We start from the raw sequence: 25,561 nt of genomic DNA on the forward strand, positions 1-25,561 counted from the left end.
TGGCTCAGTCCTCGACACCGTAGCGATGCAGGTCGTTGCCTGACGTGTCGAGCCAGGTCTTGGCGCGCTCGACGTGACCGCAAACGCGGGCGACGACCTTCCAGAACCGCGCCGAGTGATTCATCTCGACCAGATGCGCGACTTCGTGGGCGGCGAGATAGTCGAGCACGTAAGCTGGCGCCAGGATCAGCCGCCACGAAAACGACAGCGAGCCCGCCGAAGTGCAGGAGCCCCAGCGGCTCGACTGGTCGCGGATCGACAGCCGCTTCACCTTGACACCGAGCGTCTCGGCATAGAACTGCGCCGCCTTGTGCAGGTCGCGGCGGACTTCGCGCTTCAGGTAATCGTGCACGCGCCGTTCGATATGCTCCGCGCCGCCCGCGACGCAGAGAATCCGCTCACCGCTTTCGCGCGTTTCCGTCCACACCGTGCCGCGTGCCCCGGCGCGATGCACGATCCGGTGCGGGACGCCGCGCAACGGTAACGCGGTGCCCGGAAGAAACGGTGCCGCCTTCGGCAGGCGGCCAAGACGCGCGGCGATCCAGCCGCCGTGACGCTGCGCGAAATCCTTGGCGTCGGCGATGGTGCCGCGCGGCGGCATGGTCAGGATCGCTTCGCGGTCACTTGGATGAATACGCAGCGTATAACGGCGCGCGCGGCGATGCCGGCGCAGCCGCACCGAGTAGATTTGCGAGCCATGTTTCACCAAAAGGCGAGAAGGTTCGTAAGGCCGCCGATAAAGGAGGGCGCGAGTGGCCATGTCTGCGATTCCGGGGATAAGAAGTTCGCCCGGATTCTGCCACATCCGCCGCCAGTGAAATCGCTCGGCGCAAAAACAAATCATTTGCCCAATATACAGGGGCTAACCGGTTAACCGACCCTATAGGATGGGCCTGGAACAAAAAATTTAGACGAAAAAAGCACCTCGCGAGCCCCGTTAAGGAATGAGGTCACACTCATTCCTTCCAGCTCCCCTGAATCGGGGTTTTCCGGGCCTATTCAGAGGGTTAGCGCGCACTCGATTCGGGACGTCATTTGGGAGTCAAATCAGCGATTTCCGCGCGGCAACGATCCAATCGACGCTTATTCAGCCGCCGCTGACAAAGAAGGCTTCACGGCAACCAATGACGGCTTCAGATTCGCTGCCGACATCATGAAATCGCGGATGCGCGGCACGATTTCCGATTTGAAACGCGAGCCGTTGAAGACACCGTAGTGTCCGACACCCTTCTGCACGTAGTGCACCCGGCGATGATTGGGGATGGAACTGCACAGTTCGTGCGTCGCTTCGGTCTGGCCAAGCCCTGAAATGTCGTCGTTCTCGCCTTCCACCGTCATCAGCGCCACGCGCGTGACCTTGGAGGGCTCGACCAGCTTGCCGCGATGGGTCATCTCGCCCTTCGGCAGCGCATGCTTGACGAACACGGTATCAACCGTCTGCAGGTAATATTCCGCCGACAGGTCCATGACCGCGAGATATTCGTCGTAGAAGTCGCGGTGCTTGTCGACCAAGTCGCCGTCGCCCTTCACCAGGTTCTTGAACAGCGCCTTGTGGGCGTCGGTATGGCGATCGAGATTCATGCTGATAAAGCCGGAAAGCTGCAGAAAGCCCGGATAGACGTCGCGCATGAGGCCGGGATGGGGAAACGGCACCTTGGTGATGACGTGGGCGCGGAACCAATCGATGCCGCGCTCGGCGGCGAGATTGTTGACCGCCGTCGGATTGCGACGGGTATCGATCGGTCCGCCCATCAGCGTCATCGACAGCGGAACGAAGGGGTCGCGCTCGGCTTCCATGACGGAAACCGCGGCCACCACGGGCACGGAGGGCTGGCACACCGCAATCACATGGATATTGCCGCCGAGTACGTGCAGCATTTCGATCAGGTAATCGACATAGTCGTCGAGATCGAAACGGCCCTCGGTCAGCGGCACCATCCGGGCGTCGGCCCAGTCGGTGATGTAGACCTCATGGGTCGGCAGGAAGGCTTCGACCGTGCCGCGCAACAGCGTCGCGTAATGGCCGGACAGCGGCGCCACGATCAATACCCGCGGCTGCGGGCTGCGCAGCGGCCGGGTCAGCTTGCGATCGAAGTACAGGAGGCGACAGAACGGCTTCTCCCAGACGACGCGGATATCGATCGGCGTGCGCACGCCGTTGACCTCGGTGTCGTTGAGGCCCCATTCGGGCTTGCCATAGCGGCGCGTGGTGCGCTCGAACAATTCGCAGCCGGCGGCGATCGATTTGCCGAATTCGGTATGCGACAGCGGATTGAGCGGATTCTGAAACAAGATTTTGGTCGCGTCGGTCACGGCTCGCGCCGGATTGAGCGACGCGTGCGCCATTTCGTACATCCAGTACATCGGCGTGGTCAGCGCCGGACTGCCTTCGGCCACCAGTGGCGGTGCGCCGCCAAATTCACCAATTGGCATTTATTCCTCGCCTGTTTTGCAACGCAGCATAGTGCCGAATGCGTAATAAAGCGTCAATGCAAAGATCGGTATATCTACGCGCCGTACAAGGCGAAGATCTTCAATTACATGGGATAAGTGCTTTATTCACCACTCTGGAGCAACGAGCCGTGGCGGCGGGCGCTGCGCAAAAGCGCAAGAAATGCCGCAAATGACGCCAGAAGCAGCGCGGCGTTGATCAGAAGCGCCGACAGCATCAGGTCGGCCCGAAACACATGGTCGATCAAAAGCGACCGCATTCCCTCGAAGACATAGGTCGGCGGCAGCGACCAGGCGACATATTGCAGCCAGTGCGGCAGCACGGTCACCGGATAATAGATGCAGGCCAGCGGCATCAGGGCGAACATCAGCGTCCAGACGATGCTTTCGGCGCCCAGGCCGTTGCGCAGCACCAACCCGGAGACGAAGATGCCGACCGACCAGCTGGTGAAGATCAGGTTGCAGAAGAAGGCGATCAGCGGCAGTCCGATGCTGTAGAAATTGAAGCCGAACAGCACCATCGCCAGCAGCGTCATCGGGATGACGCCGATCGCGAGCCGGATCAGGCTCATCACCATCAGCGAGATCAGAAACTCGATCGGCTTTAGCGGGCTCATCAGCAGGTTGCCGAGATTGCGCGCCCACATTTCCTCGAGAAACGAGATCGAGAAGCCAAGCTGGCCGCGAAACAGGATGTCCCACAGGATCACCGCGCCGATCAGAGTGCCGCCGGCGCGGGCGAAGAACCCCGCATTCTGCGCGATGTAGGTCTGCAGAAAGCCCCAGGTGATGATCTGCAGCGCCGGCCAGTACAGCAATTCCAGCAGCCGCGGCCACGACGAGAGCAACAGATACCAGTAGCGCAGGATCATCGCGTTGATGCGATGCGGCGCGATATCCAGATGAACGGCGAGCCTGCTCACGGCGTCGTCTCCTGCACCCGGCCGCGCGCGACGTCGAGGAACACTTCCTCCAGCGTGGCGCGGTTGTAGCGGGCCATGATCTTGTCGGGGCTGTCGTCGTCCTCGATGCGGCCGCGTTTCATGATGATGACACGGTCGCACAGCCGCTCCACTTCGAGCATGTTGTGCGATGCCAGCAGGATGGTCGCGCCGCGGGCCTTGCGGTAGGTCAGCAAATGCTGCCGGATCCAGTCGGCGGTGTCGGGATCGAGCGAGGCGGTCGGCTCGTCGAGCAGCAACAGCTCGGGCTGGTTGATCAGCGCCTTCGCCAGCGCGACGCGGGTCTTCTGTCCCGCCGAGAGTTTGCCGTTGGCGCGGTCGAGGAACTCGCCGAGATCGAGGTCGGCGGCGAGCTGCGGGATGCGCTCGCGCAGATTGGGCACCGCGTAGAGCCGGCCGAAGATCGTCAGGTTCTGCCGTACCGTGAGCCGCATCGGCATGTCGACATAGGGGCTTTCGAAATTCATCCTGCCGAGCACGCTGGCGCTCTGCGCGGGCATCGAACAGCCCAGTACCTGGATGCTTCCCGAGGTCGGCAGCACCAGCCCCATGATCATCGCGATGGTCGTGGTCTTGCCGGCACCGTTGCCCCCGAGCAGGCCGGTGACGCTGCCGCGTGCGATGCGGAACGAAAGGTCGTCGACGGCACGGGTAGTCTTGTAGACCTTGACGAGATGCGCGACCTCGATCGCCGCCGACAGGGTCGAATCGGCAGCGGGCGTGGACAATGATGCTGCGCCGTCATCCGTCATGCGGGCCGCTCCTTGCCGGTTCCTTGAGCCATTGCCGCGGCAAGCGCAAGGCATTGGACCATGCCGCCACCGGGGCTGGCAAATTTGTGGTCCGCAGCCAGCGCGGCTAGAGTTCCGGCATGACCGAAATCGCCGCCTCCGATTTTCGCCATCCGCGCCGCTATGTCCGCCTGGACACGATCCTGCGGCTGCGCTGGCTCGCCGTGCTCGGGCAACTCGTCGCCATTTTCATCGTGGTGCAAGGGCTCGAATTCGATGTCGAGGTGATCCCCTGCGTCAGCATTGTCGGCCTGTCGGCGCTACTCAACCTCGTGCTGCAGATCGCCTTCAACCCGATGCAGCGGCTGGAGCCGGTCTACGCGGCGGCGCTGCTGGCCTTGAACATCATCGAACTGGCCGGGCTGTTGTTCTTCACCGGCGGCCTGCAGAATCCGTTTTCATTCATGTTTCTGGCCCCGGTTCTGATCTCGGCGACGGCGCTGCCGGTCCGCCTGACGATCGCGCTCGGCCTCTTGGCGGTGGCCTGCGCCTCGGTGCTGGTGTTCTTCCATCTGCCGCTGCCGTGGGACAGTGACGATCCGCTGGTGCTGCCGCCGATCTATCTGTTCGGCGTTTGGCTCTCGATCGTGCTCGCGATCGGGGTCACCAGTCTTTATGCGTTCCAGGTCACCGAGGAAGCCCGCAAGCTGTCGGACGCGCTGGCCGCGACCGAACTGGTTCTGACCCGCGAACAGCATCTCACCCAGCTCGACGGCCTGGCCGCTGCCGCCGCGCACGAACTCGGCACGCCACTATCGACGATCTTCCTGATCTCGCGTGAACTGGAGAAGAGCCTGCAGGACAACAGCCTGCTCGCGGGCGACATCAAGACCTTGCGCGAACAGGCGCAGCGCTGCCGCGACATCCTCGCCAAGATCACCCAATTGTCCGCGACCGGCGCGCCGTTCGACCGCATGAAGCTGTCGACGTTGATCGAGGAAATCGTGGCGCCGCATCGCGATTTCGGCGTCGGCATCAAGGTGCGGATCGCGGTCGCCGGCACTAGCGAGCCGGTCGGCACCCGCAATCCGGCGATTCTCTATGGGGTCGGCAATATCCTGGAAAACGCCGTCGACTTCGCGCGGACCACGGTGGAGGTAAACGCCTGGTGGAACAACGAAACCGTCGAGATCGTGATTTCCGACGATGGACCGGGGTTCGCGCCCGACATCATCAAGCGGATCGGCGAACCCTATCTGTCGCGGCGGCGCAGTCCGGACGACGGCCAAAGCGGCCACCGCGGCCTCGGGCTCGGGGTCTTTATCGCCCGCACGCTGCTGGAGCGCACCGGCGCGACGGTCTCCTTCACCAACCGGATCTTTCCCGACCACGGCGCCGTGGTCCAGATCGCCTGGCCGAGGCAACGCTTCGAGGCCGGCGAAATATCAGACAAACCAGCATCTTGAGATGTCGTCCAGCCTTGAGCAGGGAAGACATACCGCATGATCTCGCAGATTTGCGCCAGGGTCGGACGCTTCCCGCAACGAAAGCCGAGGCCCCGGCTCGAGGCCGGGGCGACGGATTAAGCCTTGGCAGCCCGCTTTGGCTGCCCATATGTTGGACGGCTGATAAAGGGATACCTGAACCGTGAATGCCATCGCTGAACTGACCGGCCACGCCGACCGATCGCTACTGATCGTGGAAGACGACAAGCCGTTCCTGGAGCGGCTGTCGCGCGCCATGGAAACCCGCGGCTTCACCGTGACGTCCTGCGACAGCGTCAGCGATGGATTGGCAGAGATCGGCAAGGCGGCGCCGGCTTTCGCGGTGGTGGATCTGCGCCTCGGCGACGGCAACGGCCTTGACGTGGTGTCGGCGCTGAAGCGCAAGCGTCCGGACGCACGCGCCATCGTGCTGACCGGCTACGGCAACATCGCCACCGCCGTGACCGCGGTGAAGATGGGCGCAGTCGATTATCTTTCGAAGCCGGCGGACGCCGACGACGTCGTCGCGGCGCTGCTCGCCAGCGGCACCGAAAAATCCGAGCCGCCGACCAACCCGATGTCGGCGGATCGCGTACGCTGGGAACACATCCAGCGCATCTACGAAATGTGCGACCGCAACGTTTCGGAAACCGCGCGGAGGCTGAACATGCATCGCCGCACCCTGCAGCGGATCCTCGCCAAACGCGCGCCGCGATAGCTTTGATTCAGCGCGCGGAGTCATAGACGGCCTTGCCTGATGCGCTTGCAGGCAGGTTGCCGCATCTTTGATCACTACATCAGCATTTTTACGCACCCGGAACGCCGCGCAAGTAGCGGGTCGTTAAGCAAGCGGCAGCAAATCTTATGTTAATACCGGTGCGTCCGGCGCGCTGAATTGAACATATCGAACCAGCCCCAGGGAATGAGGCCGATGGTCGCTGCGATCAAATACACCAGCAACATGATGGCCGCATCGTCGGAACCCGAGGCACGTGAAGACGGGTCGGATATTTCCACCCTGATCGCGCGATTGACCGCCGAGGTCGACCAGGTCGCCTGCGAGAAGGCCAGGTCGATCCAACAGATCACCAACCAGATGAAAATGCTGGCGCTGAACGCGCTGATCGAGAGTTCGCGCGCGGGCGCGCTCGGCGCGGGCTTCGCCGTGGTGGCGCAGGAAGTCCGCAGCGTCGGCCAGAAGGTGGAGACGATCTCGCGTGAGCTGGAAAGCCAGCTCACCCGGCGGACCGCGAATCTGATGCAGTCGATCGAACAAATGACCGAGCGTTCACGCGGCGAGCGCATGGTCGATCTCGCCCTCAACGCCATCGAGCTGATCGACCGGAACCTGTACGAGCGCACCTGCGACGTGCGCTGGTGGGCCACCGATTCCGCCGTGGTGGATTGTGCCGCCGATCCCAGCGCGGCGCACGCTTCCTACGTCGCCGAACGGCTGGCGGTGATCCTGCGCGCCTATACCGTCTATCTCGATCTCTGGCTGTGCGACCTCAGCGGCAATGTGCTGGCCAGCGCCCGGTCGGACCGCTACGCCGTCAAGGGCGCGAACGTGGCCCAGACGCGCTGGTTTCAGGACGCGCTCAAGCTGCGATCCGGCGACGACTACGTCGCCGGCGACATCGAGCGTCAGCCGCTGCTCGGCAATGCCCCGGTCGCGACCTATTGCGCCAGCGTCCGCGAAGGCGGCGATGCCAATGGCAAGCCACTCGGCGTGCTGGCCATCCACTTCGATTGGGAGACGCAAGCCCGCGCCATCGTCGAAGGCGTCCGCGTCGACGACGACAAGGCCCGCGTGCTGCTGGTGGATTCGAAATTCCGCGTCATCGCCTCGTCCGACGGCCAGGGACTGCTCACCGAGCAGGTGCCGCTGACGCTTAAGGGCGGCAAGAGCGGCGTGTACAGGGACAATTCCGGCCGGCAGGTGGCGTTTCACCTCACCCCCGGCTACGAGACGTATAAGGGTCTCGGCTGGTTCGGCGTGATCCTTCGCTGATCAGCCAAAGCTAAAATCATAAATCGACATGTTATGGCAACAGCCAGAAACGCTTGCCGCCAATTTGCCTATCTCGCGCCTTCTTCAGATTATCAACTTTGACACATTTCGCGGCGAAGGTTGTAGCCGAATCATTCATCGATGGTGCGCATGACGATGCTACACAGCGGGCCCAACACTTCCGTTCCCGAACCAGATCAAAAACCAATCGATGACTTCTTTGCGTCCAGGCTTGCCGACCGGATCCAGATGGAAACCTGGCGCAAGAAGCTCGCTGTCATTCGCGGCGAGATCCTCGAAATCGTCGAGCAAGGCTCCCAGCAAGGTTTGGTGGACCTGAAACGGGAAACCGTCCAGCTCGCGCGAACACTCGAGCACCTGGAGACGTTGCTCGGCCTGACGAACAAGTGAGAGCCGCGAAACTTTACCGCAGATCCTCAGGACAGAATTGGGGTGGCAACGGGGTGGTCGAGCCACCCCGGGCCTCGGCAATCATGTCTTTATCCTGCGTTACGAGATTGAAACCGGACTTAAGCAGCCCGGACTTTCTTTTTTTCCGACCGGGCGGCCCTCGCTTTTTTCACGGGCTTGGCCGCGACCGGCGCCGAATCGGCGGCCGTGCTGCTGGTCGATCCTTCGAATGATGTCGTCAGAATTTCCCGCTGCGCGTTCAGCCAATAGAGGTCCGCCTTGCCCTCGGGTTGACCATCGGCGGTCCAGAGATGATAGGCACGTTCCCGAATTGCCTCTTCCAGGTTTGTCACGACTTGTCCTTTCGGTAAGCCCCTCGAAATCTTGCTTCGGTAAGGTTAACGAAATCTTAACGCCTGCTGCCCTGCAGCAAATCTATCGCGTTTCGAGCGAAGGGGGGCGGTTCGTGCGAAGAAAAACGCGTCAAACAAGGGAGCTTGCCTCATTTGGCCGGTGCCAATGGGTCCGCTCGCTAAAACTCGGCGTGGCCCTGCGGATCGATCAGCCGGTTGAGCCGCTGCGCCGCGGCAAGCCCAAACCGCACCGTCATCAGCTTGCGGGTCGGCGCCGGCAGCCGGTGCTCGGGCGCCTCGCAGTGCAGATGCGCGCCATAGGCGTCGGCGACAATCAGGCCGGTATCCACAGGGAAGATCTCGCAGGGCAGGTCCTGGGTGAAGGCAAAGAACAGCCGGTCGCAATGCATCCGGTAGTCCTGCCATTTCTGGTCGGCGCGCAGATCCTCGATCGAGGATTTGATCTCGACGATCCAAATTTCGCCGCGTTCGTTGATCGCCACCAGATCGGCGCGGCGGCCGGAAGGCAGTGGCAATTCGCTGATGCAGGAAAATCCCAGCGATCGTAATAGCCGCGTCGTGCCGCGCGCGATCGCGAGCGCCGTCTCCGACTGACGGCGGTCGGGCGGAGGCACGAGGCCGATCTGGCGGGCGGGCGATTCCATGGCCGTACTCTATCAGATTCCGGTTTCGTTCTCCATCGCGTAGCACGCTAAGCAGAGATTCTTTGTTTGGCCAACGGATCGAGGTTTCGCTCGGAGTTCAAGGAGGTTACGGCGGCGTGGATTGCTCGATCGAGAGCTTCGGCATCGGTGAAGGTCTGGTGGGCCAGATGATGGGCTTTGAGATCGTGCCAGACAACTTCGATGTCGTTGAGTTCGGGCGCGTACTTGGGCAGCCATTCGACGGTGAGCCAGTGGGCACGGGCCGTGAGGGCAGCGGTTGTCGCCTTGCTCACGTGGATCGGCCCGTTGTCGAGCACGACGACGACGGGTTTCGTCGGCAGACCCGGCCTCGGGCCATACAGACCGTCGAGCGTTTCCAAGAGCGCAATGAAATCGGTGCTACGCTTGGTTCGGCTTGTGTGCACAATGAGCTTGCGCGCGGTGTGATCGAGCGCTCCCATCATCGCAACCTTCTTGGCCTGTCCTGGCGCCTGCACCCGCAGATCGGCGCCACACTTGGCCCAGGCTCTGGCCAGATAAGGATGCGTCAACGCCTCGCTCTCATCGGCGAAGAGAAGCACGATATCACCGGCCTCTGCCTGCGCCTTTCGCAGTGCCAGCCTGAGGCCCACGCGGTCGACGGCATCGGCGTCCTGGCGGCCCTTCAGGGTGTGTCGCGGTCGGCGCCAGCGGAACTTTTTTTGCGTAGCACCTTGGACAGACGCGATTTGGAGATGGTGACGCCCTCGCGGGCCTCGATCTCGCCAATGAGGCGCGCCAGCGTCCAGTTGTGCCGGTCGGCAACCGGCGCTTCCAGCAATGGCCTCGCAACTCTCAGCGCAGCTTCCGCTTTGACAGGGGCCGGTCCCGGTGCAGGGCTCGTCTTGAGTGCCTCGACCCCGCCGCGCGCAAAATCGCTGCGCCACAGACGCACCGTATCCTCGCGAACGCCGAACGCTTCCGCAATGCGTGGGCTGGTCCAACCCGATAACGTCAGCAATACGGCTCTCGCCCGATCCGCCTCCCCGCGATCGCGCGAAACTGCAAGGGTCCGCAATGCCGCCTGCTGCTCTTCACTCGCCACGACTGGAGATTTACCTGCCATGTCTCGCCTCCGCGAATCAGTGCGAAGACGGAATCACGCCCGGCATCCGTTGGCCAGTAAGATGAAACCTGCTTAGTCGGCCCGAAGCTGGGCTGCGCCCGGAACTCGACCGTGCTCAAGCGCAGCGACATCGACGCCGCGGGCAAGGCTGGCCACCCAGCGTGAGAGAATCGCTCGGGCGTAGATGGGGAGCCAGTTTCCTTCCGAGATGCTGCTGGCTTAAACTCCGATCATCACCCCTTCATTGCCGCGCAGATCGAGCGTGCCGTCGACCTTCTCGGCTTCCCTATCCAGGAACGTTGAAAGCAGGATGTCGCCGTTCAGCCCCGCGGCGCCCGAGGCGATCGAGACCGGCTGGTCTCCCAGATTCAGCGCGATCACCACCGCCTGCCCCTCGCTTTGCCGCCGGTAGAGCAACAGGTCGCCCTGCGCCGCGATCGGCACGTAATCGCCGGATCGCAGGGGCAGAAGCTTTCTTCGCAACGTGATCAGCGCCTTGTAGAGGCTGAGAATCGATCGCGCGTCCGCTTCCAGATTGACCACGTTCTCATGGACGAAATCGTCCGGCAGCGGCAACCAGGGCATCGCACGCGAGAAGCCGCCATGAGCCGTCGCGTCCCATTGCATCGGCGTGCGGCAGCCGTCGCGGCCGACCCCGATGCCCGGCACGTTCTTCTCAAAGGGATCGCGGACCCGTTCGGGCGCGATCGCGACCTGATGCATGCCGATTTCGTCACCGTAATAGAACGTCGGCGTTCCCCGCAAGGTCAATAGCAGCATCGCGGCTACCCGCGCCTGATCCGGCCCCACCCGGCTCGCCACCCGCGGCCGGTCGTGATTGCCGAGCACCCAGTTCGGCCACGCTCCCGCCGGCAGCGCCGCCTCGTAATCGGCGATGATCTTCTCGATCGACCGCGCGCTCCACAGCGTCGACAACAGCGCGAAGTTGAACGGCAGATGCGCGCCGCCGAGGTCGTTGCCGTAATAGGCGACCAGCCGGTGCAGCGGCAAATAGATCTCGCCGATCAGCACGCGATCGTCGAATTCGTCGATCACGCGCCGCATCTCGGCGATCACCTCGTGCACTTCGGGCTGATCGGTGGAATATCGCGTCAGGATCTTCTCGTGCGGCGGCCGCCCTTCGCGGAAATGCGGGTTGGGCGGATTGTCGCGAAATTCCGCATCCTTGATCAGATGCCAGATCACGTCGACCCGGAAACCGTCGACGCCCTTGCCAAGCCAGAACCGCATCACGTCATGGATGGCGTGGCGCACCGCGGGATTGCGCCAGTTCAGGTCCGGCTGCTGGGCGAGGAAGGCGTGATAGTAATATTGCGAGGTCGCCGCGTCGAACGTCCATGAGCTGCCGCCGAATTCCGACAGCCAGTTGTTCGGCGGGCCGCCATCGGCGGCCGGCTCATGCCAGATGTACCAGTCGCGCCTGGCGTTATCGCGTGAACCGCGGCTCTCGACGAACCATGGATGCTGATCGGAGGTATGGTTCGGGACGAGATCGAGGATCACCTTGAACCCGCTCGCATGCGCCGCGCTCATGAGATCATCGAAATCCGCCATCATGCCGAACAGCGGATCGATGCCGGTATAGTCGGCGATATCGTAACCGAAATCGGCCATCGGCGACGGGAAGACCGGCGACAGCCAGATCGCATCAATACCGAGCGCCTGCAGATAGGGCAGCCGGTCGATGATCCCCCTGATGTCGCCGACCCCGTCGGCGTTGGAATCCTGAAACGACCGCGGGTAGATTTGATAGAACACGCCGTGCCGCCACCAGATTTCGTCGCTTTGTTTCATCGCACCAATCATATCTCGTTAGGTCCGTTGCGCGGGGTAACGCCGCACCCCCAATCGGGTTCAGGCGAAAACGATCCCCGTCCCGGACCCCGCCTGACAACAGCGACGCGGATATGACACACCGCCAGCGACCCCAAGAATCACGGGGGATCACGGGTCCGGGACCTAGCCGCAGCCGGCGTGACGCCATATCTCGCAACCATGCCCGAATCTTTCACTTGGCGGGCCGTAAAGAATAGGCATTGTGCTGACATGAACCAGGAAACCGAGACCAAGGCGAAGGCCGGCGCCGCCATCATTCCGGTGACGCTGTTCGAGCAGAACTGCACGCTGCTCTGGTGCGAAGCGACCAAGAAGGCCGTCGTGATCGACCCCGGCGGCGAGGTGCCGAAAATCCTGGAAGCGATCAGGCAAACCAAGGTTACCGTCGAGAAGATCTGGCTGACCCATGGCCATATCGACCATGTCGGCGGCGCCGCCGAGTTGCGTGACGCGCTCCAGGTGCCGATCGAAGGTCCGCATATCGACGACAAATTCCTGCTCGACAACGTGGTGTCGAGCGGCGCCCGGTTCGGCATGACGGGCGTGCGCGATTTCGCGCCGGACCGCTGGCTCAACGAAGGCGACCATGTCTCGATCGGCGAACTGAGTTTCGACATCCTGCACTGCCCCGGCCATTCGCCGGGCAGCGTGGTGTTCTACAACGAGGAAATGCGCTTTGCGCATGTCGGCGACGTGCTGTTCAGCGGCTCGGTCGGCCGCAGCGACATTCCCGGCGGCAATCACGCCACACTGATCAAGTCGATCGTCGACAAGCTGCTGCCGCTCGGCGACGATGTCGGATTCATCTGCGGCCACGGCCCCGGCTCCAGCATCGGCCAGGAGCGGATGACCAACCCGTTCCTCACCGGCGCGATGTAGCGCAGGGCTCGGGGCAGCGGGTCCGGCTATTCGGCCGCGACCATTTCAACGGTGTCGCTTGCCGCCAGATGGCGCGCGCCCCAATTGCGGATGGCGGCGATCACCGGGACAAAACTCTTGCCCTTGCGGGTCAGGCGATATTCGACCTTGGGCGGCACCACACCATAATCCCTGCGGTCGATCAGGCCGCTCTCGGTCAGCGCTTTCAATTCGCGGGAGAGCACGCGGGGCGCAATGGCCGAGCTGCCGCTGGCGCCGCGCAACAGACCGCTGCGGATCTCGCCATAGCGCTTCGGGCCGTCCTGCAGATCCCAGACGATCCGCAGCTTGTACTTGCCGCTGATCATCTTCTGGAACGCCGCCACCGGGCACCCGCAGGCTTGCGCTGATTTTGTATTCGCCATGGCGTCACCTCCACGCTCGCTCAGCCGCAGTTGAGACTACGAGGAGGCGCGTAAAAGTCCATAGTATCATTTTTGTCCATACTTGCGTTATCGCTCCTGACGGCGCCAGATTGGGGTCTGCAACGGGAGACGCGCAATGATCCTCGTGACAGGCGCCACGGGACTGAACGGCAGGGAGCTGTTGCGCCTGTTGTCGGCGCGGGGCGTCGGCGTGCGCGCGCTGGTGCGCAATCCGGCCAGGGCCGAGTCGATCGCGGCCCTGCCGCATGTCGAGATCGTGCAGGGCGATATGGCGCGGCCCGAGACGCTGGTAGCCGCACTGCGCGGCGTCGACCGCGCCATGCTGATCTCCTCGTCGGATCCCATGATGCTCGAGGTGCAGTCGAACTTCATCGAGGCCGCGAAGAAGGCGGGCGTACAGCACGTCGTCAAACTGTCCGGAATCATGCCGGAGCTTGATTCAGCGTTTCGCTTCGCGCGCATGCATGGCGAAATCGAGCAGCGGCTGGAAGCCTCCGGGATGGCGTTCACGCATTTGCGGGCCGGCGAGTTCATGCCCGCTTATTTCCGGCAGGTGCCCAATATCACCGCCAAGGGCGCGATGTTCCTGCCGATGGAAGACGCCCGGATCGCCTCGATCGATGTCGGCGACATTGCCGAGATCGCCGCCAGCGTGCTGACCGGCTCCGGACACGAGGGCAGGATCTATCCGCTCACCGGCCCGCAGGCGCTGACCATGACGGAGGTGGCCGCAAAACTTTCCGCCGCCACCGGGAAGACCGTTCGCTATGTCAACGTGCGGCCGGAGGCGGCCAGACAGGCCCAGCTTGCGGCGGGAATGCCGCCCTATCTGGCCGACGCGCTGTTCGAACTGTTCGCCGAGCGCCGCAACGGCAAGGAGGCAAAGGTCTGGCCCGACGCCGCGGCGCTGCTCGGGCGGCCGCCGACGTCATTTGACGAATTTGCAGAGCGTAACGCAGCGTTGTTTCGCGGCGAAGCGCCGCCTCCGAAAATCTGACATCCGATCAGCCCCGGGAGAGCGTGCGATGAAGCACTTCATGATCAAATATCAGTTCGCCAACGGCACCCCGGAAGAATGGCATCGGGAGGTCCGCAACTTCATCGCCGCACTCGACGGCGATCCCGAACTAAAAGGAAAGATCGGTTACCGCGTCATGAAGAACCGCGACGATGCCAGCTATTTTCATCTCGCCGCGGCCGCCGACGAGCAGGCCGTCAAGACACTACAGTCGCGCGATTTCTTCAAGCATTATACGGAAAAGACAAAGCAGGTGGCCGCCGGCGGCGAGGTCACGGTGACCCCGATCGAGCTGATCGGCGAGACCGTATAGTCTTAAAAACGCCCTACCCCGAAATCATCGCGCGGATGCGCTGGGCGAGATGATCGAGGTCGAACGGCTTGGTGATCATCTCCATGCCGGGCTGCAGGAAGCCATCCGCTATCGCCGCGCTCTCGGCATAGCCGGTGATGAACAGGATTTTCAGATCGGGCCGGGTCTCGCGCGCCTGGTCGGCGACCTGGCGGCCGTTCATGCCGGGCAGGCCGACGTCGGTGACCAAAAGATCGATCCGCGCATTGGAGCGCAGGACCTTCAGCCCGGATGGTCCATCGACGGCCTCCAGCGTCCGGTAGCCCTGCTCGGCGACCATCTCCAGGACCACGGCGCGCACCACCGGCTCGTCCTCGATGACCAGCACAGTTTCGCCGATGGCGGCGTGCTCGGCAGCCCGGGCGACCGAGGCCTGCGCCGCGGCGACGTCGCCGTGATGCCGCGGCAGATAGAGCCTGACCGTCGTGCCCCGCCCGATCGTGCTGTCGATGGTCGCGTGGCCGTTCGACTGCCGGGCAAATCCGTAGATCATGGAAAGCCCGAGCCCGGTGCCCTGCCCGATCGGCTTGGTGGTGAAGAACGGATCGAAGGCGCGCGCCGCCACTTCGGCGCTCATGCCGACACCGGTGTCGGTGACGGTGATGCTGACATAATCGCCGGGCGCGAGCGCGGGCGTGTCCGCGGTCACGCTGTCGAGCCGCGCGTTGGCAGTGGCGAAGGTGAGCCTGCCGCCATCCGGCATGGCATCGCGGGCGTTGATCGCGAGATTGAGCAGCGCGCTTTCCAGCTGATTGGGATCGCACAGCGTGCTCCACAGATCGTTCGCCGCGGCAATCCTGAGATCGATGGTCTCGCCGATGGTCCGGCGCAGCAGATCCTCCAGCGACACCACCAGCTGATTGACGTCGACGCTTTTCGGAATCAGCGGCTGCCGTCGCGCAAAAGCCAGCAGGCGATGGGTCAGCGCAGCAGCGCGGTTCGCCGACGTCATCGCCGCATTGATATAGCGCGCGACATTGTCGGTACGTCCCTGGTTGAGCCTGGTCTGCAGCAGGTCCAGCGAGCCGACGATACCGGTCAGAAGATTGTTGAAGTCGTGGGCGATGCCGCCGGTCAATTGCCCCACCGCTTCCATCTTCTGGGACTGCAGCAGGGCCTCCTCGGTGGCCCGCAGCCGCTCGGCCGCCGCCTTCTCGGCGGTCACGTCGCGGGCGACCGCATAAATGCGATCATTGTCGGACACTCCCATCCATGACAGCCAGCGGTAGGAGCCGTCCTTGTGACGAAAGCGGCTCTCGAACCGGACCGTGGTTCCGGAGGTCGCGAGCTTCTTGACCTGCGCCTGCGTCAACCCATTGTCGTCGGGATGCTCCAGCCAATCAGAGGTGCGGTTGAGCAGTTCAGCCTCGCTCCAGCCAAGCGTTCTCGTCCATGCCGGGTTGACGGTTTGCCAGACCCCGTTGCGGTCGGCGACCACCAGCAGATCCTGCGACACGTTCCAGATCCGGTCGCGTTCCCTCGTCTTTTCCTCGACGCGCTGCGCCAGCGTCGCGTTCAGCTCCGCCAATTGGTCGGCCAGCTTGCGATAGCGCTCTTCGCTTTGCCGAAGCGCCTGCTCGGCCATCACCTGTTCGGTGACGTCGGTATGCGCGCCGACCAGGCGGATGGCCCTTCCCTGCGCGTCGCGTTCGATGGTGGATTTGACCGATATCCAGCGGGTCTCGCCGTCGCTGGGGCGAATGATGCGGTACTGCACGGTGTATTCGCGCGCGTCACCGGCGATGGCGTCGCGGAATTTCCGTTCGGTCGCCTCCCGATCCTCGGGATGGATGCGTTTCACCCAATCCTCATGGGTCTCGCTGGCCGCGTCCGGCGGCAGCCCATGGATCAGCAGATATTCCGGCGACCGGCGATTGCGGAAACCGGTTCGCAAGTCGACCTCGAGGCCGCCGATCTGGCCGATTTGCTGCACACGCGCCAGTTCGGCCTCGCGTTCCCGCAGTTCGGCGGCGGCGAGATAATCCTTGGTCACATCGCGGCATACCACCAGCACGCCTCCGACCCGGTCGCCTTCATCGATCGGGCTGTAGCCATAGGTCCAGTAGACCTGCGCGAGCCGGCCGTGACGGGTTACCGGAACGAGCTGATTCTCATGCCAGGTCGCGCCGCCACCGCTCATCACCTGTTCGATCTGCGGCCCGATGATGGGCCAGATTTCCACCCAGCATTCCCGCCCGCGCTGACCGAGCGCGCTCGGGTGCCGCTCGGGCCCCATGGTCTGGCGATAGGCGTCGTTGTAGAATTGAATGAGATCGGGGCCCCACCAGATGAACATCGGGTGGTTGCTGTTGAGCAGGATGCGCACCGCCGTGCGCAGGCTTTGCGGCCAGGCCTCGGGCTTTCCGAGCGGTGTGGCCGACCAGTCATAATCCCGCGTCAGTGCGCCCATCTCGCCACCGCCGGCGAGAAAATCCGCAGAAGTCGGCCGGTTGATTTTCAACATCGGGGATCGATCGGTGGCGAGTTCAGCCCAATTATCGGCCGGGAACTTAGCCGCCTGTCACACGCCTAGCAAACGTGTGGATCCGCCCAGGGGTTCCAAAATATCTTCTGCAAGGCGGAACAAAATCGCCAGTGCGCGCGCGGTGCCGCCGTTAACCATCCGGCCGGGAAGCTGGCGGCTCAATTCAGTGCCGCCAGCCACCGAGTTATTTCATCAGGCCCGCCGCCGTCAGCGCGCGGGTGATGACACCGCCGACGTCGATGCCGCGCCGCTTCGGCTGTTGCGGTGGCTTGGCAGGACGATTGAAGGTCGCCAGCGGCCACAGCACCTGGGCGAGATCCGGTGCCGGTACCGGTGCGGGCTCTGGCGCAACCAGCGGGATTTTCTTGGCGACTTTCTTTGCGGCAACAGCGGCGGCCGGCTTTACCACAGCCTCTGCAGGCGGCTTGGCCGGCGACGTCTTGGCAGGCGGTTTGGCCGGTAGCTTCACGGAAGGCTTCGTGGCCACCTGCGACCGGCGAATCCATTCGGTCAGACCAAAGAAATTTGCGATCTGATACGAGGATGAGATGCCCGCCTCGATCAGGAACGCGCCCTGGGTGCCGTAGCGCTTGTCGTTGTCGCCAATGCCGAGCGGGGTGCCGTGGGCCATGTCGGTGATGGTGTAGGATTCAATGACCGTTTCGCCGTCCGCGTTCCACCAGACCTGGCGGGGATAGCCGTTGACGGTGCCCTCCGACATCGGCGTCGGCGGCAATTGATGCACGTCGAGCCACTGCTTGACGATTTCGTTGGCGTTGGCGGGGTTGACCGTGCGGTCGGCACTGCCATGCCACACCGAGAGCTTCGGCCAGGGGCCCTTGTGAGGGGAGGCCTCGCGCACCAGATCGCCCAATTCGGACGCCGGGCGTGGCGGCGACTGGAACATGCCGCTCAAGGCTTCGCGCATATTGTTCGCCACGCCATACGGCAGGCCGGCGATGACGGCGCCGCCCGCGAATATTTCCGGATAGGTCGCGAGCATGACCGAGGTCATGGCGCCGCCGGCGGAAAGCCCGGTGACGAAGATGCGCGTCCGGTCGATACCGATATCCTCAACCGCCCGCGCGATCATCTGCCGGATCGAGCAGGCTTCGCCGCGATCGCGCGCGGTGTCTTCAGGATTGAACCAGTTGAAGCATCCGTTGACGTTATTGAACGACTGCTGTTCGGGCATCAGCAACGCGAAACCGTAATGCTTCGCCAGGGTCGACCAGCCGGCGCCCAGATCGTAGGCCGCCGCCGTCTGACCACAGCCATGCAGCACGACGACAAGGCCGGGCGCTGGCTGCAGATTGTCGGGCGCGAACGAGAACATCCGGAGATTACCGGGGTTGGACCCGAAATCTTTGGTTTCGACGACAGGACTGCGTTGGCCCGGCCTGAGGGTCCGCCCGAAATCCGCAAAGCTGCTCAGCTTTGGCAGACCTCGCAGGTAGTCGACATTCTTGGCGAGAGACAAATGCAGCTCCTTGGCGACAGGTTTGAATCAACCCGACCAAGAACAGATAGTTGCTGCACTGCAAAATAAAAAGGCCGTGTGCTGTCATTCCCCAGAATTTCAAATCAACGTGTCATTTACGCCGCAGCGCGGCGCATCCATGACAGGAATGCGGCGCTGGCCATGATCGAGAGCGCAAACAGCACGAAAGCGGCGAAAAGCGCCAGCCGCGCGGAGGCGGCCGCCTCAATTGCAAAGAATGCGGCGCCGATCGCCGCGACACCGGCGGCGTTGGCTATTTGCGCCGTCGTGCCGTACATGCCCGACCCCGAACCGGCGCTTGCGGGCTTCACCGTGGAAAGCACGGCGCTGGACAAAGGCGCCATCACCAGACCCTGGCCGTAGCCGAAAATCATCAGCGCCATCGCCAGCACGAATGCGGCCGGCGAATCAACCAATGCAACCGTTAGTGTCAGCGCTGCTAACCCTGCAACCTGGACCGCGCAGCCTTCGATCAGCACCAGCGTGCCGCGTTGCCGAGCCCGTGCGCCGCTGTGCCGGGAGGCAACGACAAAGGCCAGCGCCAGCGGCACGAACACCAGACCGGCCTGCAACGGCGGAACGTGCAGCGCCTTCTGCATGAACATGGTCATCACCAGATAGAATGACAGGTTCGCGAGAAAGAAGAAGAAGGCGGCACACAGGCCACGCATGAACGCCGCGTCCGAAAGCAGCGCCAGATCGATCAGCGGCATACCGCCCTTGGCTGCGACCGATCGCTCGAGCCGCAGGAAGCCGGCAATGATGGCGACGCCCGCCGCCATCACCACCCATACCAGGGGCGACCAATTCACATCGTGGCCGAACAACAGCGGCCCGATCAGGCACAACAGGCCCGCAAACAGCACGATCGCGCCTGGTATATCGAGCCGCGTGCCGGCGCGCCGCGGCACCGACGGCATGATCTTCAATGCCGCGACGATGATGATGAGGCCGAAGGGCACGTTGACGAAGAACACCGTGCGCCAGCCGAAGCCCGCGATATCCAAGGTCACCAACACGCCGCCAAGCAGAAAACCGGCGGCGCCGGCGAGCCCCAGCACGATGCCGTAAATGCCGAAGGCGCGGCCGCGCGCGCCGTCCGAAAACAGCAGATGCAGGGTGGCGAGCACCTGGGGCACCATCAGCGCCGCGGTCGCACCTTGCGCCATCCGCGCCGTGATCAGTTCAAAGCCGGACTGCGCCAGTCCGCACCACAACGAAGTGACGGTGAAGCCGAGCACGCCGGCCAGGAATATAATCTTGGTGCCGTAGATATCCCCGAGCCGACCGCCGGTGACCACCAGCGTCGCATAGGCGATCAGATAGATCGCTATCACGGCCTCGATCTGGGCGTCACTCGCATGCAGCTCGACCGCGATGGTCGGGATCGCAACATTGACGACGAAGGCATCGACGCCGAACATGAACTGGGCGGCGACCACGATCGCAAGCACCGCCCAGCGGCGCGAGGAATCTAAATTGGCTGAAACAAGCTGATGCATGGGGGGAGCGGCCCGATCCGAAATCCGTTGCATGGATTGAGCATGTTCGGGTCATTCCCGCGATTACCTCCGGGGTAAGCATCGCCCGGGTGCTTGGCCCGATTGCTGCATGGAAAACGGTCCAAGGCCGCATTTTCAGGCAGCTTTTCAAGCGTTCGGACCGCCTTTCGATGTATGACTTTGACATGGTTGTGATCGGCTCCGGTCCTTCCGGTCGCCGCGCCGCGGTGCAATTCGCAAAACTCGGCAAATCGGTGCTGGTCGTCGAAAAAGGCCGGCGGGTGGGCGGCGTTTCCGTTCATACCGGCACTATCCCGTCCAAGACCCTGCGCGAGACCGTGCTCAATCTCTCGGGCTGGCGCGAGCGCGGCTTTTACGGCCGCTCCTATCGGGTCAAGCAGGATATCGGCGCCACCGACCTGATCGCGCGGCTGCAAAAGACCCTCGACCACGAAGTCGAAGTGCTCGAACATCAGTTCAGCCGCAACATGGTCAAGACCGCCTCGGGCGAGGGCCGTTTTCTCGGGCCGAACAAGATCGAGATCAATGCGGGCGGCGGCGAGACCCGCGTGGTGTCCGCCGCCCATATCCTGATCGCCTGCGGCACGCGGCCGTTCCGTCCCGATTATGTACCCTTCGACGGCAGATCCGTGTTCGACAGCGACGAGATCATCGACCTGCCGAAACTGCCGCGCAGCCTCGCCGTGATCGGCGCCGGCGTAATCGGCGTCGAATACGCGACCATCTTCTCGGCGCTCGACGTCGCGGTTACCCTGATCGAGCCGCGGCCGACTTTTCTCGATTTCATCGACAAGGAGCTGATCGAGGAATTCATGCATGAGCTGCGCGACCGCAATGTCGCGGTGCGGCTCGGCTCCGCCGTCAATTCGATTGAGCGCAGCGAAAGCGGAAGCATCGTCACAAAACTCTCCGATGGCCGCAACGTCACCACCGAGATGCTGCTGTTCGCCGCCGGCCGCGTCGGCGCCACCGACCGGCTCAATCTCGAAGCGGCCGGGATCGCGGTCGATCACCGCGGCCGCATCGCGGTCGACCCGGTGACCTTGCAAACCAGCGTGCCGCACATTTATGCCGCCGGCGACGTGATCGGCTTTCCCAGCCTCGCCTCGACCTCGATGGAGCAGGGACGGGTCGCGGCCTGCCATGCGCTGGGCATGGAGCCGATGGCGCCGCCGGAGTTCTTCCCTTACGGGATCTATTCGGTGCCGGAAATCTCCACCGCCGGATTGACCGAGGAAGAGGTGCGAACCCGCGGCATCCCCTATGAGGTCGGCGTGGCGCGTTTCCGCGAAACCTCGCGCGGCCACATCATGGGGCTCAACAGCGGCATGATGAAGATGATCTTCTCGACCAAGACAAGGAGGCTTTTGGGGGTGCACATCCTCGGCGAAGGCGCCACCGAACTGATCCATATCGGCCAGGCCGTGCTCAACCTCAAAGGCACCATCGACTATTTCATCCAGAACACCTTCAACTATCCGACGCTGGCGGAAGCCTACAAGATCGCCGGGCTGGATGCGTGGAACAGGATGAGCCGGTAAGGCCGGCGGGCGGCGTTGAGGGCATGCCCAATCACAGCGCTCCATCTGCGGCATCGAGCCGATGCCGCCTCAAATCGCCTTCAATTTTCGATAGGCGAACCACACCATCTTCAACAGCAGCCAGCCGTCGCGAAAGCGGGAGATCTGGGTCTCACCGAAGGTGCGCGCCTTGTAGTGGATCGGCGTCTCGATGATTTTCAAATTCTGCTTGGCGGCGCCGAAGATCAGGTCGAAATCGCCGAACGGATCGAAATTGCCGAAATAATCGCGCTCGCGCACCAGCACCTCGTAGTCTTTTCGCAGCAAGACCTTGGTGCCGCACAGCGTGTCGGTCAGCCTGGTGTTGACGAGGTAGCTGAACAGATAGGCGAAGCAGCGGTTGGCGATGAAATTAAGCGGACGCATCGCCTCGTCTTCCATCGGATAGACCAGACGGGTGCCGTTGACGAATTCGGCCTTCCCGGTCTCGATGATGGCGTGAAATTTCGGCAGCGCTTCCGGGGGCATGGTCAGGTCGGCGTCCAGGATCATCAGCACGTCGTTTGTCGCCGCGGCAAATCCCTTGCGGACGGCGTCACCCTTGCCCCTGCCGTCCTGCTTCAGGACCTTGATGTCCCAATTGTCCTTGTAGGCATCGCGAACGCGTTCGCATTCCTCGAAGGTGCCGTCGCTGGAATTTCCCTCCACGAACAGGATCTCCTGTGCGCTGCCGAACCGGGGCATGCGCAGGATCGCGTTCTCGATGTTGCCCTTCTCGTTGCGGCAGGGAATGAGAACGCTCGCGGAAAATTTCCGGTCGGGAAACTGCCGCACCGGACGTCCGACCAGATAGGTCCGCAGGCACAAATGCCGGATCCCCGGCAACGGCGCGATGAACTTGTTGATGAACGGCCCAAGGCCGAGCCAGCGCCGCGGCAGCAGCTGGCGCTGTTCCGTGCAAATGACCTCGAAATCGGCGAGGTCCATCAAATTGAGGAAGTCGGCGGTGGCGATATAGTTGATCTTCGGTTGTTTGCTGCGCAGATGCAGCGCTTCGGCAAACTTCAGGATCGGCTCCCACAGATGGGAGTAGTAGGAAATCACGATCCGCGTCGACGGTGCGCAGAGTTGATGCACCAGCCTCAGCGTACCGTCGATATCCTCGAACAAGCCGATGGTGTCGGCGATCACGATATAATCGAAGGGACCCTCGATCCCCTCCAGCGCCGCCGGACTCTCCACGTCGCCCAGCACGAAATACAGCTCGGGGTGACGGGCGTTGGCCTTGGCGATGGTCTCGGCGCCAAAATCGATGCCGACGCCGTAAGAAGGCCTCAGCGCGGCGAGCAAATCCCCGCGGCCACAGCCCAATTCCAGCACCCGCTTGCCCGGCGGAATCAGGAATCGCATGAATTTCTGATCGTCTTCGTGGTAGGCGGCGTTGAATTCGCGCCAGCGATCCAGCTCGTCGCCATTGGCATCGTAATGGTCGAGCAGATCCCGCTTGCGCTGGCTGGAAAGCTGCAGTGAAGCGGTGGCTTCGGATTGCTTCAGATACATTACAGCCTCGGAAACGGAAGACGGAGAGTTCTCTTAGCCGAAGGCCCCCAGGGTGTAAATTCTGACGGCCGCGCCGCCGAGCCCGCCCGGCAGCCGATCGGACCCCGGCCTGGCCACTTCCGTTCCCACATGAACGCATTCTCATTTCGACGCGACCAAGCCTTATTGCCTCCCGCGCGAAGGATTGCCCATGACTGTCGGAATTAAACTGCTCGCCGCGTTCGCCGCGGGCGCGCTGGCTATTTCGCTTGGCGGCGCCGCATCGGCCAAATCGAGGCGGGTCAGGCCTGAGCCCACGCCGTCGGCGGAGACGGTTCCGGCGCCCGCCGCCCTATCGCGGCAATTCTTTGCGGCGAAAGGCGTGCAGCCGCTGACGCCGGAGATCGAACAATCCCTCAAACCAAAGGACAGCTTCAAGGAATGCGAGAACTGCCCGGAGATGGTGGTGGTGCCGAAGGGGTCCTTCATCATGGGCACGCCCATCACCGAAGTCGACCGCTACAAGGGAGAAGACCCGCTGCATCGCGTCAGCTTCGCGCGGCCTTTCGCGGTCGGACGCTTCACGGTCTCGTTCGACGAGTGGGACGCCTGCCTTGCCGACGGCGGCTGCGACGGCAACAAGGGCGACGACCGCGAATTTGGACGCGGCCGCCTGCCGGCGCAGGGCATTAGCTTCGAGGCGGCACATTCCTATCTGGCCTGGCTGTCGCACAAGGTCGGCCGCACCTACCGGCTACCGAGTGAATCGGAGCGCGAATATTTCGCCCGCGCCGGCACCACGACGCCGTTCTGGTTCGGCAAGACTGTTTCCTCGCTGGACGTCAACTACGCCGCCGGAACGCCCTACGCCAATGGGCCACGCGGAGTCGACAGCAAGGGCCCGGCGGTGGTGGATTCCTACGCGCCGAACCCGTTCGGACTTTATCAGGTGCATGGCAATGTCTGGGAATGGACCGAGGATTGCTTCAACAAGCGCTACACCGAAGACACGCCAACCGACGGCGCGCCGTGGCTCGAGGGCGACTGCAACAAGCACATGCTGCGCGGCGGCATCTGGAACTGGTCGGCGGATAAATCGCGCGCAGGCTATCGCGACGATGCCTTTCACGGCGGCGGCTACAGCTTTCGCGTGGTCCGGACGCTGAACGTGCAGCCGTGAATGCGTCCGATCCGCGCCTGCGTCGCCGCATTGTTGGTCGCAGAACGGATGTCGATACGGGGCTTTGCTAGTTTCATCGTGGCGTTATCCGAACGTCCTCGCCGCGGCCAATCCGCCGAGCCGGCCGGTGATCGCGAAGAACTGCGCCACGGTTTCCTCGATAATCTGGCGCGCCGGCTTCACCTCGTTGATCAGGCCGGCCGATTGCCCGGCCAGCGCCGGGGCCGCCTCCATGTCGCCGTGGAAATAGACGTCGCGAATTCCCTTCAGCGCGTCCGGCGCCATCAGGCCCTCGTCATAGATCGCCCTGGTGCGCTGCGACTTCAGTGCGCGGATGCAGGGTGTGGATTTCTTGTTGAGCACCAGCGTGCCGGTCTCCATGGCATCCACGATCGCGTTCTTGTAGTTGGCGTGCACCGGGCTCTCGCTGCAGCTGACAAAACGCGTGCCCATCTGGATGCCTTCGGCGCCCAACGCAAACGCGGCGGCCATGCCGCGGCCGTCGCAGATGCCGCCGGCGGCGATCATCGGCACGTCGCAGCGCGCGCGAATCCCCTGCAGCAGCACCAAGGTCGAGACTTCTTCCGGATTCTTGAAGCCGCCGCCCTCGGCGCCTTCGACCACCAGCCCGTCGATACCGGCGTCGACGCATTTCAGCGCGGCCTCCACCGTCGGCACGGCGTGGTAGACAATGATGCCCGCTGCCTTCAGCGGCGCGACGAATTTTGCGGGGCTGCCAGCGGAGGTGGTGACGAATTTAACGCCGGAGTTGCAGACGAATTTCAGCATCGCGTCGTCGCGCAGAAACCGGATCGGCAGATTGACGCCGAACGGCAGGTCCAGCACCTTCATTTTATCGATCTCGGCCTGACAGGCCTCGGTCTCGCCCGATGAGGTCTCGATGATGCCGAGGCCGCCGGCGCGTGATACGGCCGACGCCAGTTGCGTGCGTGCGATCCAGCCCATCGGGGCCTGCACAATCGGATATTTTGCGCCGGTATGGGCGAGAACGCGGTTCATGGTTGTCCATTGCTGTGAGGGCAGGCGGGCGGGAGAATTCGCAGATGACGCTACGGCATGTCCGGCAGGCCGACAATCCCGGCGCGGCT

The 25,561-nt window shown here is 63.1% G+C and carries 24 protein-coding genes; 9 read left to right on the forward strand and 15 right to left on the reverse strand.

Annotated features, from left to right (window positions below):
* Positions 1-4 precede the first annotated feature (4 nt).
* The 4 genes from B5525_RS08280 to B5525_RS08295 all read right to left on the reverse strand — a co-directional run bounded on the left by B5525_RS08280 (position 5) and on the right by B5525_RS08295 (position 4,165).
* A complete protein-coding gene (locus B5525_RS08280; protein WP_079565565.1) occupies positions 5-844 on the reverse strand; it encodes a M48 family metallopeptidase in 840 nt (279 codons plus the stop codon).
* A 239-nt stretch (positions 845-1,083) separates the two neighbouring features.
* Positions 1,084-2,433, reverse strand: coding sequence for a polyhydroxyalkanoate depolymerase (locus B5525_RS08285; RefSeq protein ID WP_079565566.1), 1,350 nt, complete (start codon positions 2,431-2,433; stop codon positions 1,084-1,086).
* A gap of 122 nt (positions 2,434-2,555) precedes the next feature.
* On the reverse strand, positions 2,556-3,323 hold the full coding sequence (locus tag B5525_RS08290) for an ABC transporter permease (RefSeq protein WP_079573095.1): 768 nt from the start codon (positions 3,321-3,323) through the stop codon (positions 2,556-2,558).
* Between the two features lie 47 nt (positions 3,324-3,370).
* Positions 3,371-4,165 carry an ABC transporter ATP-binding protein gene (locus B5525_RS08295; protein WP_079565567.1) on the reverse strand — a complete coding sequence of 265 codons (795 nt, stop codon included), beginning with the start codon at positions 4,163-4,165 and terminating at the stop codon, positions 3,371-3,373.
* A 119-nt stretch (positions 4,166-4,284) separates the two neighbouring features.
* On the opposite strand from B5525_RS08295, the gene B5525_RS08300 reads away from it, so the two are divergent.
* The 4 genes from B5525_RS08300 to B5525_RS08315 all read left to right on the forward strand — a co-directional run bounded on the left by B5525_RS08300 (position 4,285) and on the right by B5525_RS08315 (position 8,050).
* Positions 4,285-5,610, forward strand: a complete 1,326-nt coding sequence (locus B5525_RS08300) for an ActS/PrrB/RegB family redox-sensitive histidine kinase (protein ID WP_079565568.1) — start codon at positions 4,285-4,287, stop codon at positions 5,608-5,610.
* A 181-nt stretch (positions 5,611-5,791) separates the two neighbouring features.
* Positions 5,792-6,346 carry an ActR/PrrA/RegA family redox response regulator transcription factor gene (locus B5525_RS08305; protein WP_079565569.1) on the forward strand — a complete coding sequence of 185 codons (555 nt, stop codon included), beginning with the start codon at positions 5,792-5,794 and terminating at the stop codon, positions 6,344-6,346.
* Between the two features lie 243 nt (positions 6,347-6,589).
* Entirely contained in the window at positions 6,590-7,639 is a 1,050-nt protein-coding gene (locus tag B5525_RS08310) for a methyl-accepting chemotaxis protein (RefSeq protein ID WP_276328860.1), read from the forward strand.
* Positions 7,640-7,780: 141 nt separating this feature from the next.
* Positions 7,781-8,050, forward strand: coding sequence for a hypothetical protein (locus B5525_RS08315; protein ID WP_079565571.1), 270 nt, complete (start codon positions 7,781-7,783; stop codon positions 8,048-8,050).
* A gap of 119 nt (positions 8,051-8,169) precedes the next feature.
* Here B5525_RS08315 and B5525_RS08320 read toward each other — a convergent pair whose 3' ends face one another.
* The 5 genes from B5525_RS08320 to B5525_RS08340 form a co-directional block, all read right to left on the reverse strand.
* A complete protein-coding gene (locus B5525_RS08320) occupies positions 8,170-8,403 on the reverse strand; it encodes a DUF2934 domain-containing protein (protein ID WP_079565572.1) in 234 nt (77 codons plus the stop codon).
* 179 nt (positions 8,404-8,582) lie between these two features.
* Complete coding sequence (locus tag B5525_RS08325) at positions 8,583-9,068, reverse strand: MmcB family DNA repair protein (RefSeq protein ID WP_079565573.1); 486 nt, start codon at positions 9,066-9,068, stop codon at positions 8,583-8,585.
* A 47-nt stretch (positions 9,069-9,115) separates the two neighbouring features.
* Complete coding sequence (locus B5525_RS45285) at positions 9,116-9,796, reverse strand: IS630 family transposase (protein ID WP_244567999.1); 681 nt, start codon at positions 9,794-9,796, stop codon at positions 9,116-9,118.
* Positions 9,733-10,173, reverse strand: a complete 441-nt coding sequence (locus B5525_RS08335; protein ID WP_079565021.1) for a helix-turn-helix domain-containing protein — start codon at positions 10,171-10,173, stop codon at positions 9,733-9,735. Before B5525_RS08335 ends, B5525_RS45285 begins: the two co-directional genes overlap by 64 nt.
* Before the next feature lie 219 nt (positions 10,174-10,392).
* A complete protein-coding gene (locus B5525_RS08340; protein ID WP_079573097.1) occupies positions 10,393-11,988 on the reverse strand; it encodes an alpha-amylase family glycosyl hydrolase in 1,596 nt (531 codons plus the stop codon).
* A 252-nt stretch (positions 11,989-12,240) separates the two neighbouring features.
* Between B5525_RS08340 and B5525_RS08345 the strand changes: the two genes are divergently transcribed.
* Positions 12,241-12,909: an MBL fold metallo-hydrolase gene (locus B5525_RS08345; protein ID WP_079565574.1), complete on the forward strand. Its 669-nt coding sequence runs from the start codon at positions 12,241-12,243 to the stop codon at positions 12,907-12,909.
* A gap of 26 nt (positions 12,910-12,935) precedes the next feature.
* Here the strand turns inward: B5525_RS08345 and B5525_RS08350 are convergent, their stop codons facing one another.
* Complete coding sequence (locus tag B5525_RS08350; protein ID WP_079565575.1) at positions 12,936-13,313, reverse strand: winged helix-turn-helix transcriptional regulator; 378 nt, start codon at positions 13,311-13,313, stop codon at positions 12,936-12,938.
* 136 nt (positions 13,314-13,449) lie between these two features.
* On the opposite strand from B5525_RS08350, the gene B5525_RS08355 reads away from it, so the two are divergent.
* Together B5525_RS08355 and B5525_RS08360 are read left to right on the forward strand one after the other, a co-directional pair.
* The gene (locus B5525_RS08355; protein ID WP_079565576.1) at positions 13,450-14,331 is read left to right on the forward strand and encodes an SDR family oxidoreductase; all 882 of its coding nucleotides are present in this window, start codon (positions 13,450-13,452) and stop codon (positions 14,329-14,331) included.
* Between the two features lie 28 nt (positions 14,332-14,359).
* Positions 14,360-14,665: a hypothetical protein gene (locus tag B5525_RS08360; RefSeq protein WP_079565577.1), complete on the forward strand. Its 306-nt coding sequence runs from the start codon at positions 14,360-14,362 to the stop codon at positions 14,663-14,665.
* A 13-nt stretch (positions 14,666-14,678) separates the two neighbouring features.
* On the opposite strand, the gene B5525_RS08365 is transcribed toward B5525_RS08360, so the two are convergent.
* From B5525_RS08365 to B5525_RS08375, 3 genes are all read right to left on the reverse strand, one after another.
* On the reverse strand, positions 14,679-17,168 hold the full coding sequence (locus tag B5525_RS08365; protein WP_079565578.1) for a PAS domain-containing hybrid sensor histidine kinase/response regulator: 2,490 nt from the start codon (positions 17,166-17,168) through the stop codon (positions 14,679-14,681).
* Between the two features lie 205 nt (positions 17,169-17,373).
* A complete protein-coding gene (locus B5525_RS08370; protein ID WP_079565579.1) occupies positions 17,374-18,669 on the reverse strand; it encodes an extracellular catalytic domain type 1 short-chain-length polyhydroxyalkanoate depolymerase in 1,296 nt (431 codons plus the stop codon).
* Positions 18,670-18,785: 116 nt separating this feature from the next.
* Positions 18,786-20,192 (reverse strand): MFS transporter, encoded by a 1,407-nt coding sequence (locus B5525_RS08375; protein WP_079565580.1) that lies wholly within the window; start codon positions 20,190-20,192, stop codon positions 18,786-18,788.
* A gap of 170 nt (positions 20,193-20,362) precedes the next feature.
* On the opposite strand from B5525_RS08375, the gene sthA reads away from it, so the two are divergent.
* Complete coding sequence (gene sthA, locus B5525_RS08380; RefSeq protein WP_079573099.1) at positions 20,363-21,754, forward strand: Si-specific NAD(P)(+) transhydrogenase; 1,392 nt, start codon at positions 20,363-20,365, stop codon at positions 21,752-21,754.
* A gap of 69 nt (positions 21,755-21,823) precedes the next feature.
* Here the strand turns inward: sthA and B5525_RS08385 are convergent, their stop codons facing one another.
* Positions 21,824-23,293 carry a glycosyltransferase gene (locus B5525_RS08385; RefSeq protein ID WP_079565581.1) on the reverse strand — a complete coding sequence of 490 codons (1,470 nt, stop codon included), beginning with the start codon at positions 23,291-23,293 and terminating at the stop codon, positions 21,824-21,826.
* 190 nt (positions 23,294-23,483) lie between these two features.
* Between B5525_RS08385 and B5525_RS08390 the strand changes: the two genes are divergently transcribed.
* Positions 23,484-24,452 (forward strand): formylglycine-generating enzyme family protein, encoded by a 969-nt coding sequence (locus B5525_RS08390; RefSeq protein WP_079565582.1) that lies wholly within the window; start codon positions 23,484-23,486, stop codon positions 24,450-24,452.
* Positions 24,453-24,536: 84 nt separating this feature from the next.
* On the opposite strand, the gene B5525_RS08395 is transcribed toward B5525_RS08390, so the two are convergent.
* Positions 24,537-25,472 (reverse strand): NAD(P)H-dependent flavin oxidoreductase, encoded by a 936-nt coding sequence (locus B5525_RS08395; RefSeq protein ID WP_079565583.1) that lies wholly within the window; start codon positions 25,470-25,472, stop codon positions 24,537-24,539.
* Positions 25,473-25,561 lie beyond the last annotated feature (89 nt).

The sequence above is a fragment of the Bradyrhizobium erythrophlei genome, assembly GCF_900129505.1.
In the GTDB taxonomy this organism is placed as follows: Bacteria; Pseudomonadota; Alphaproteobacteria; order Rhizobiales; family Xanthobacteraceae; genus Bradyrhizobium; species Bradyrhizobium erythrophlei_D.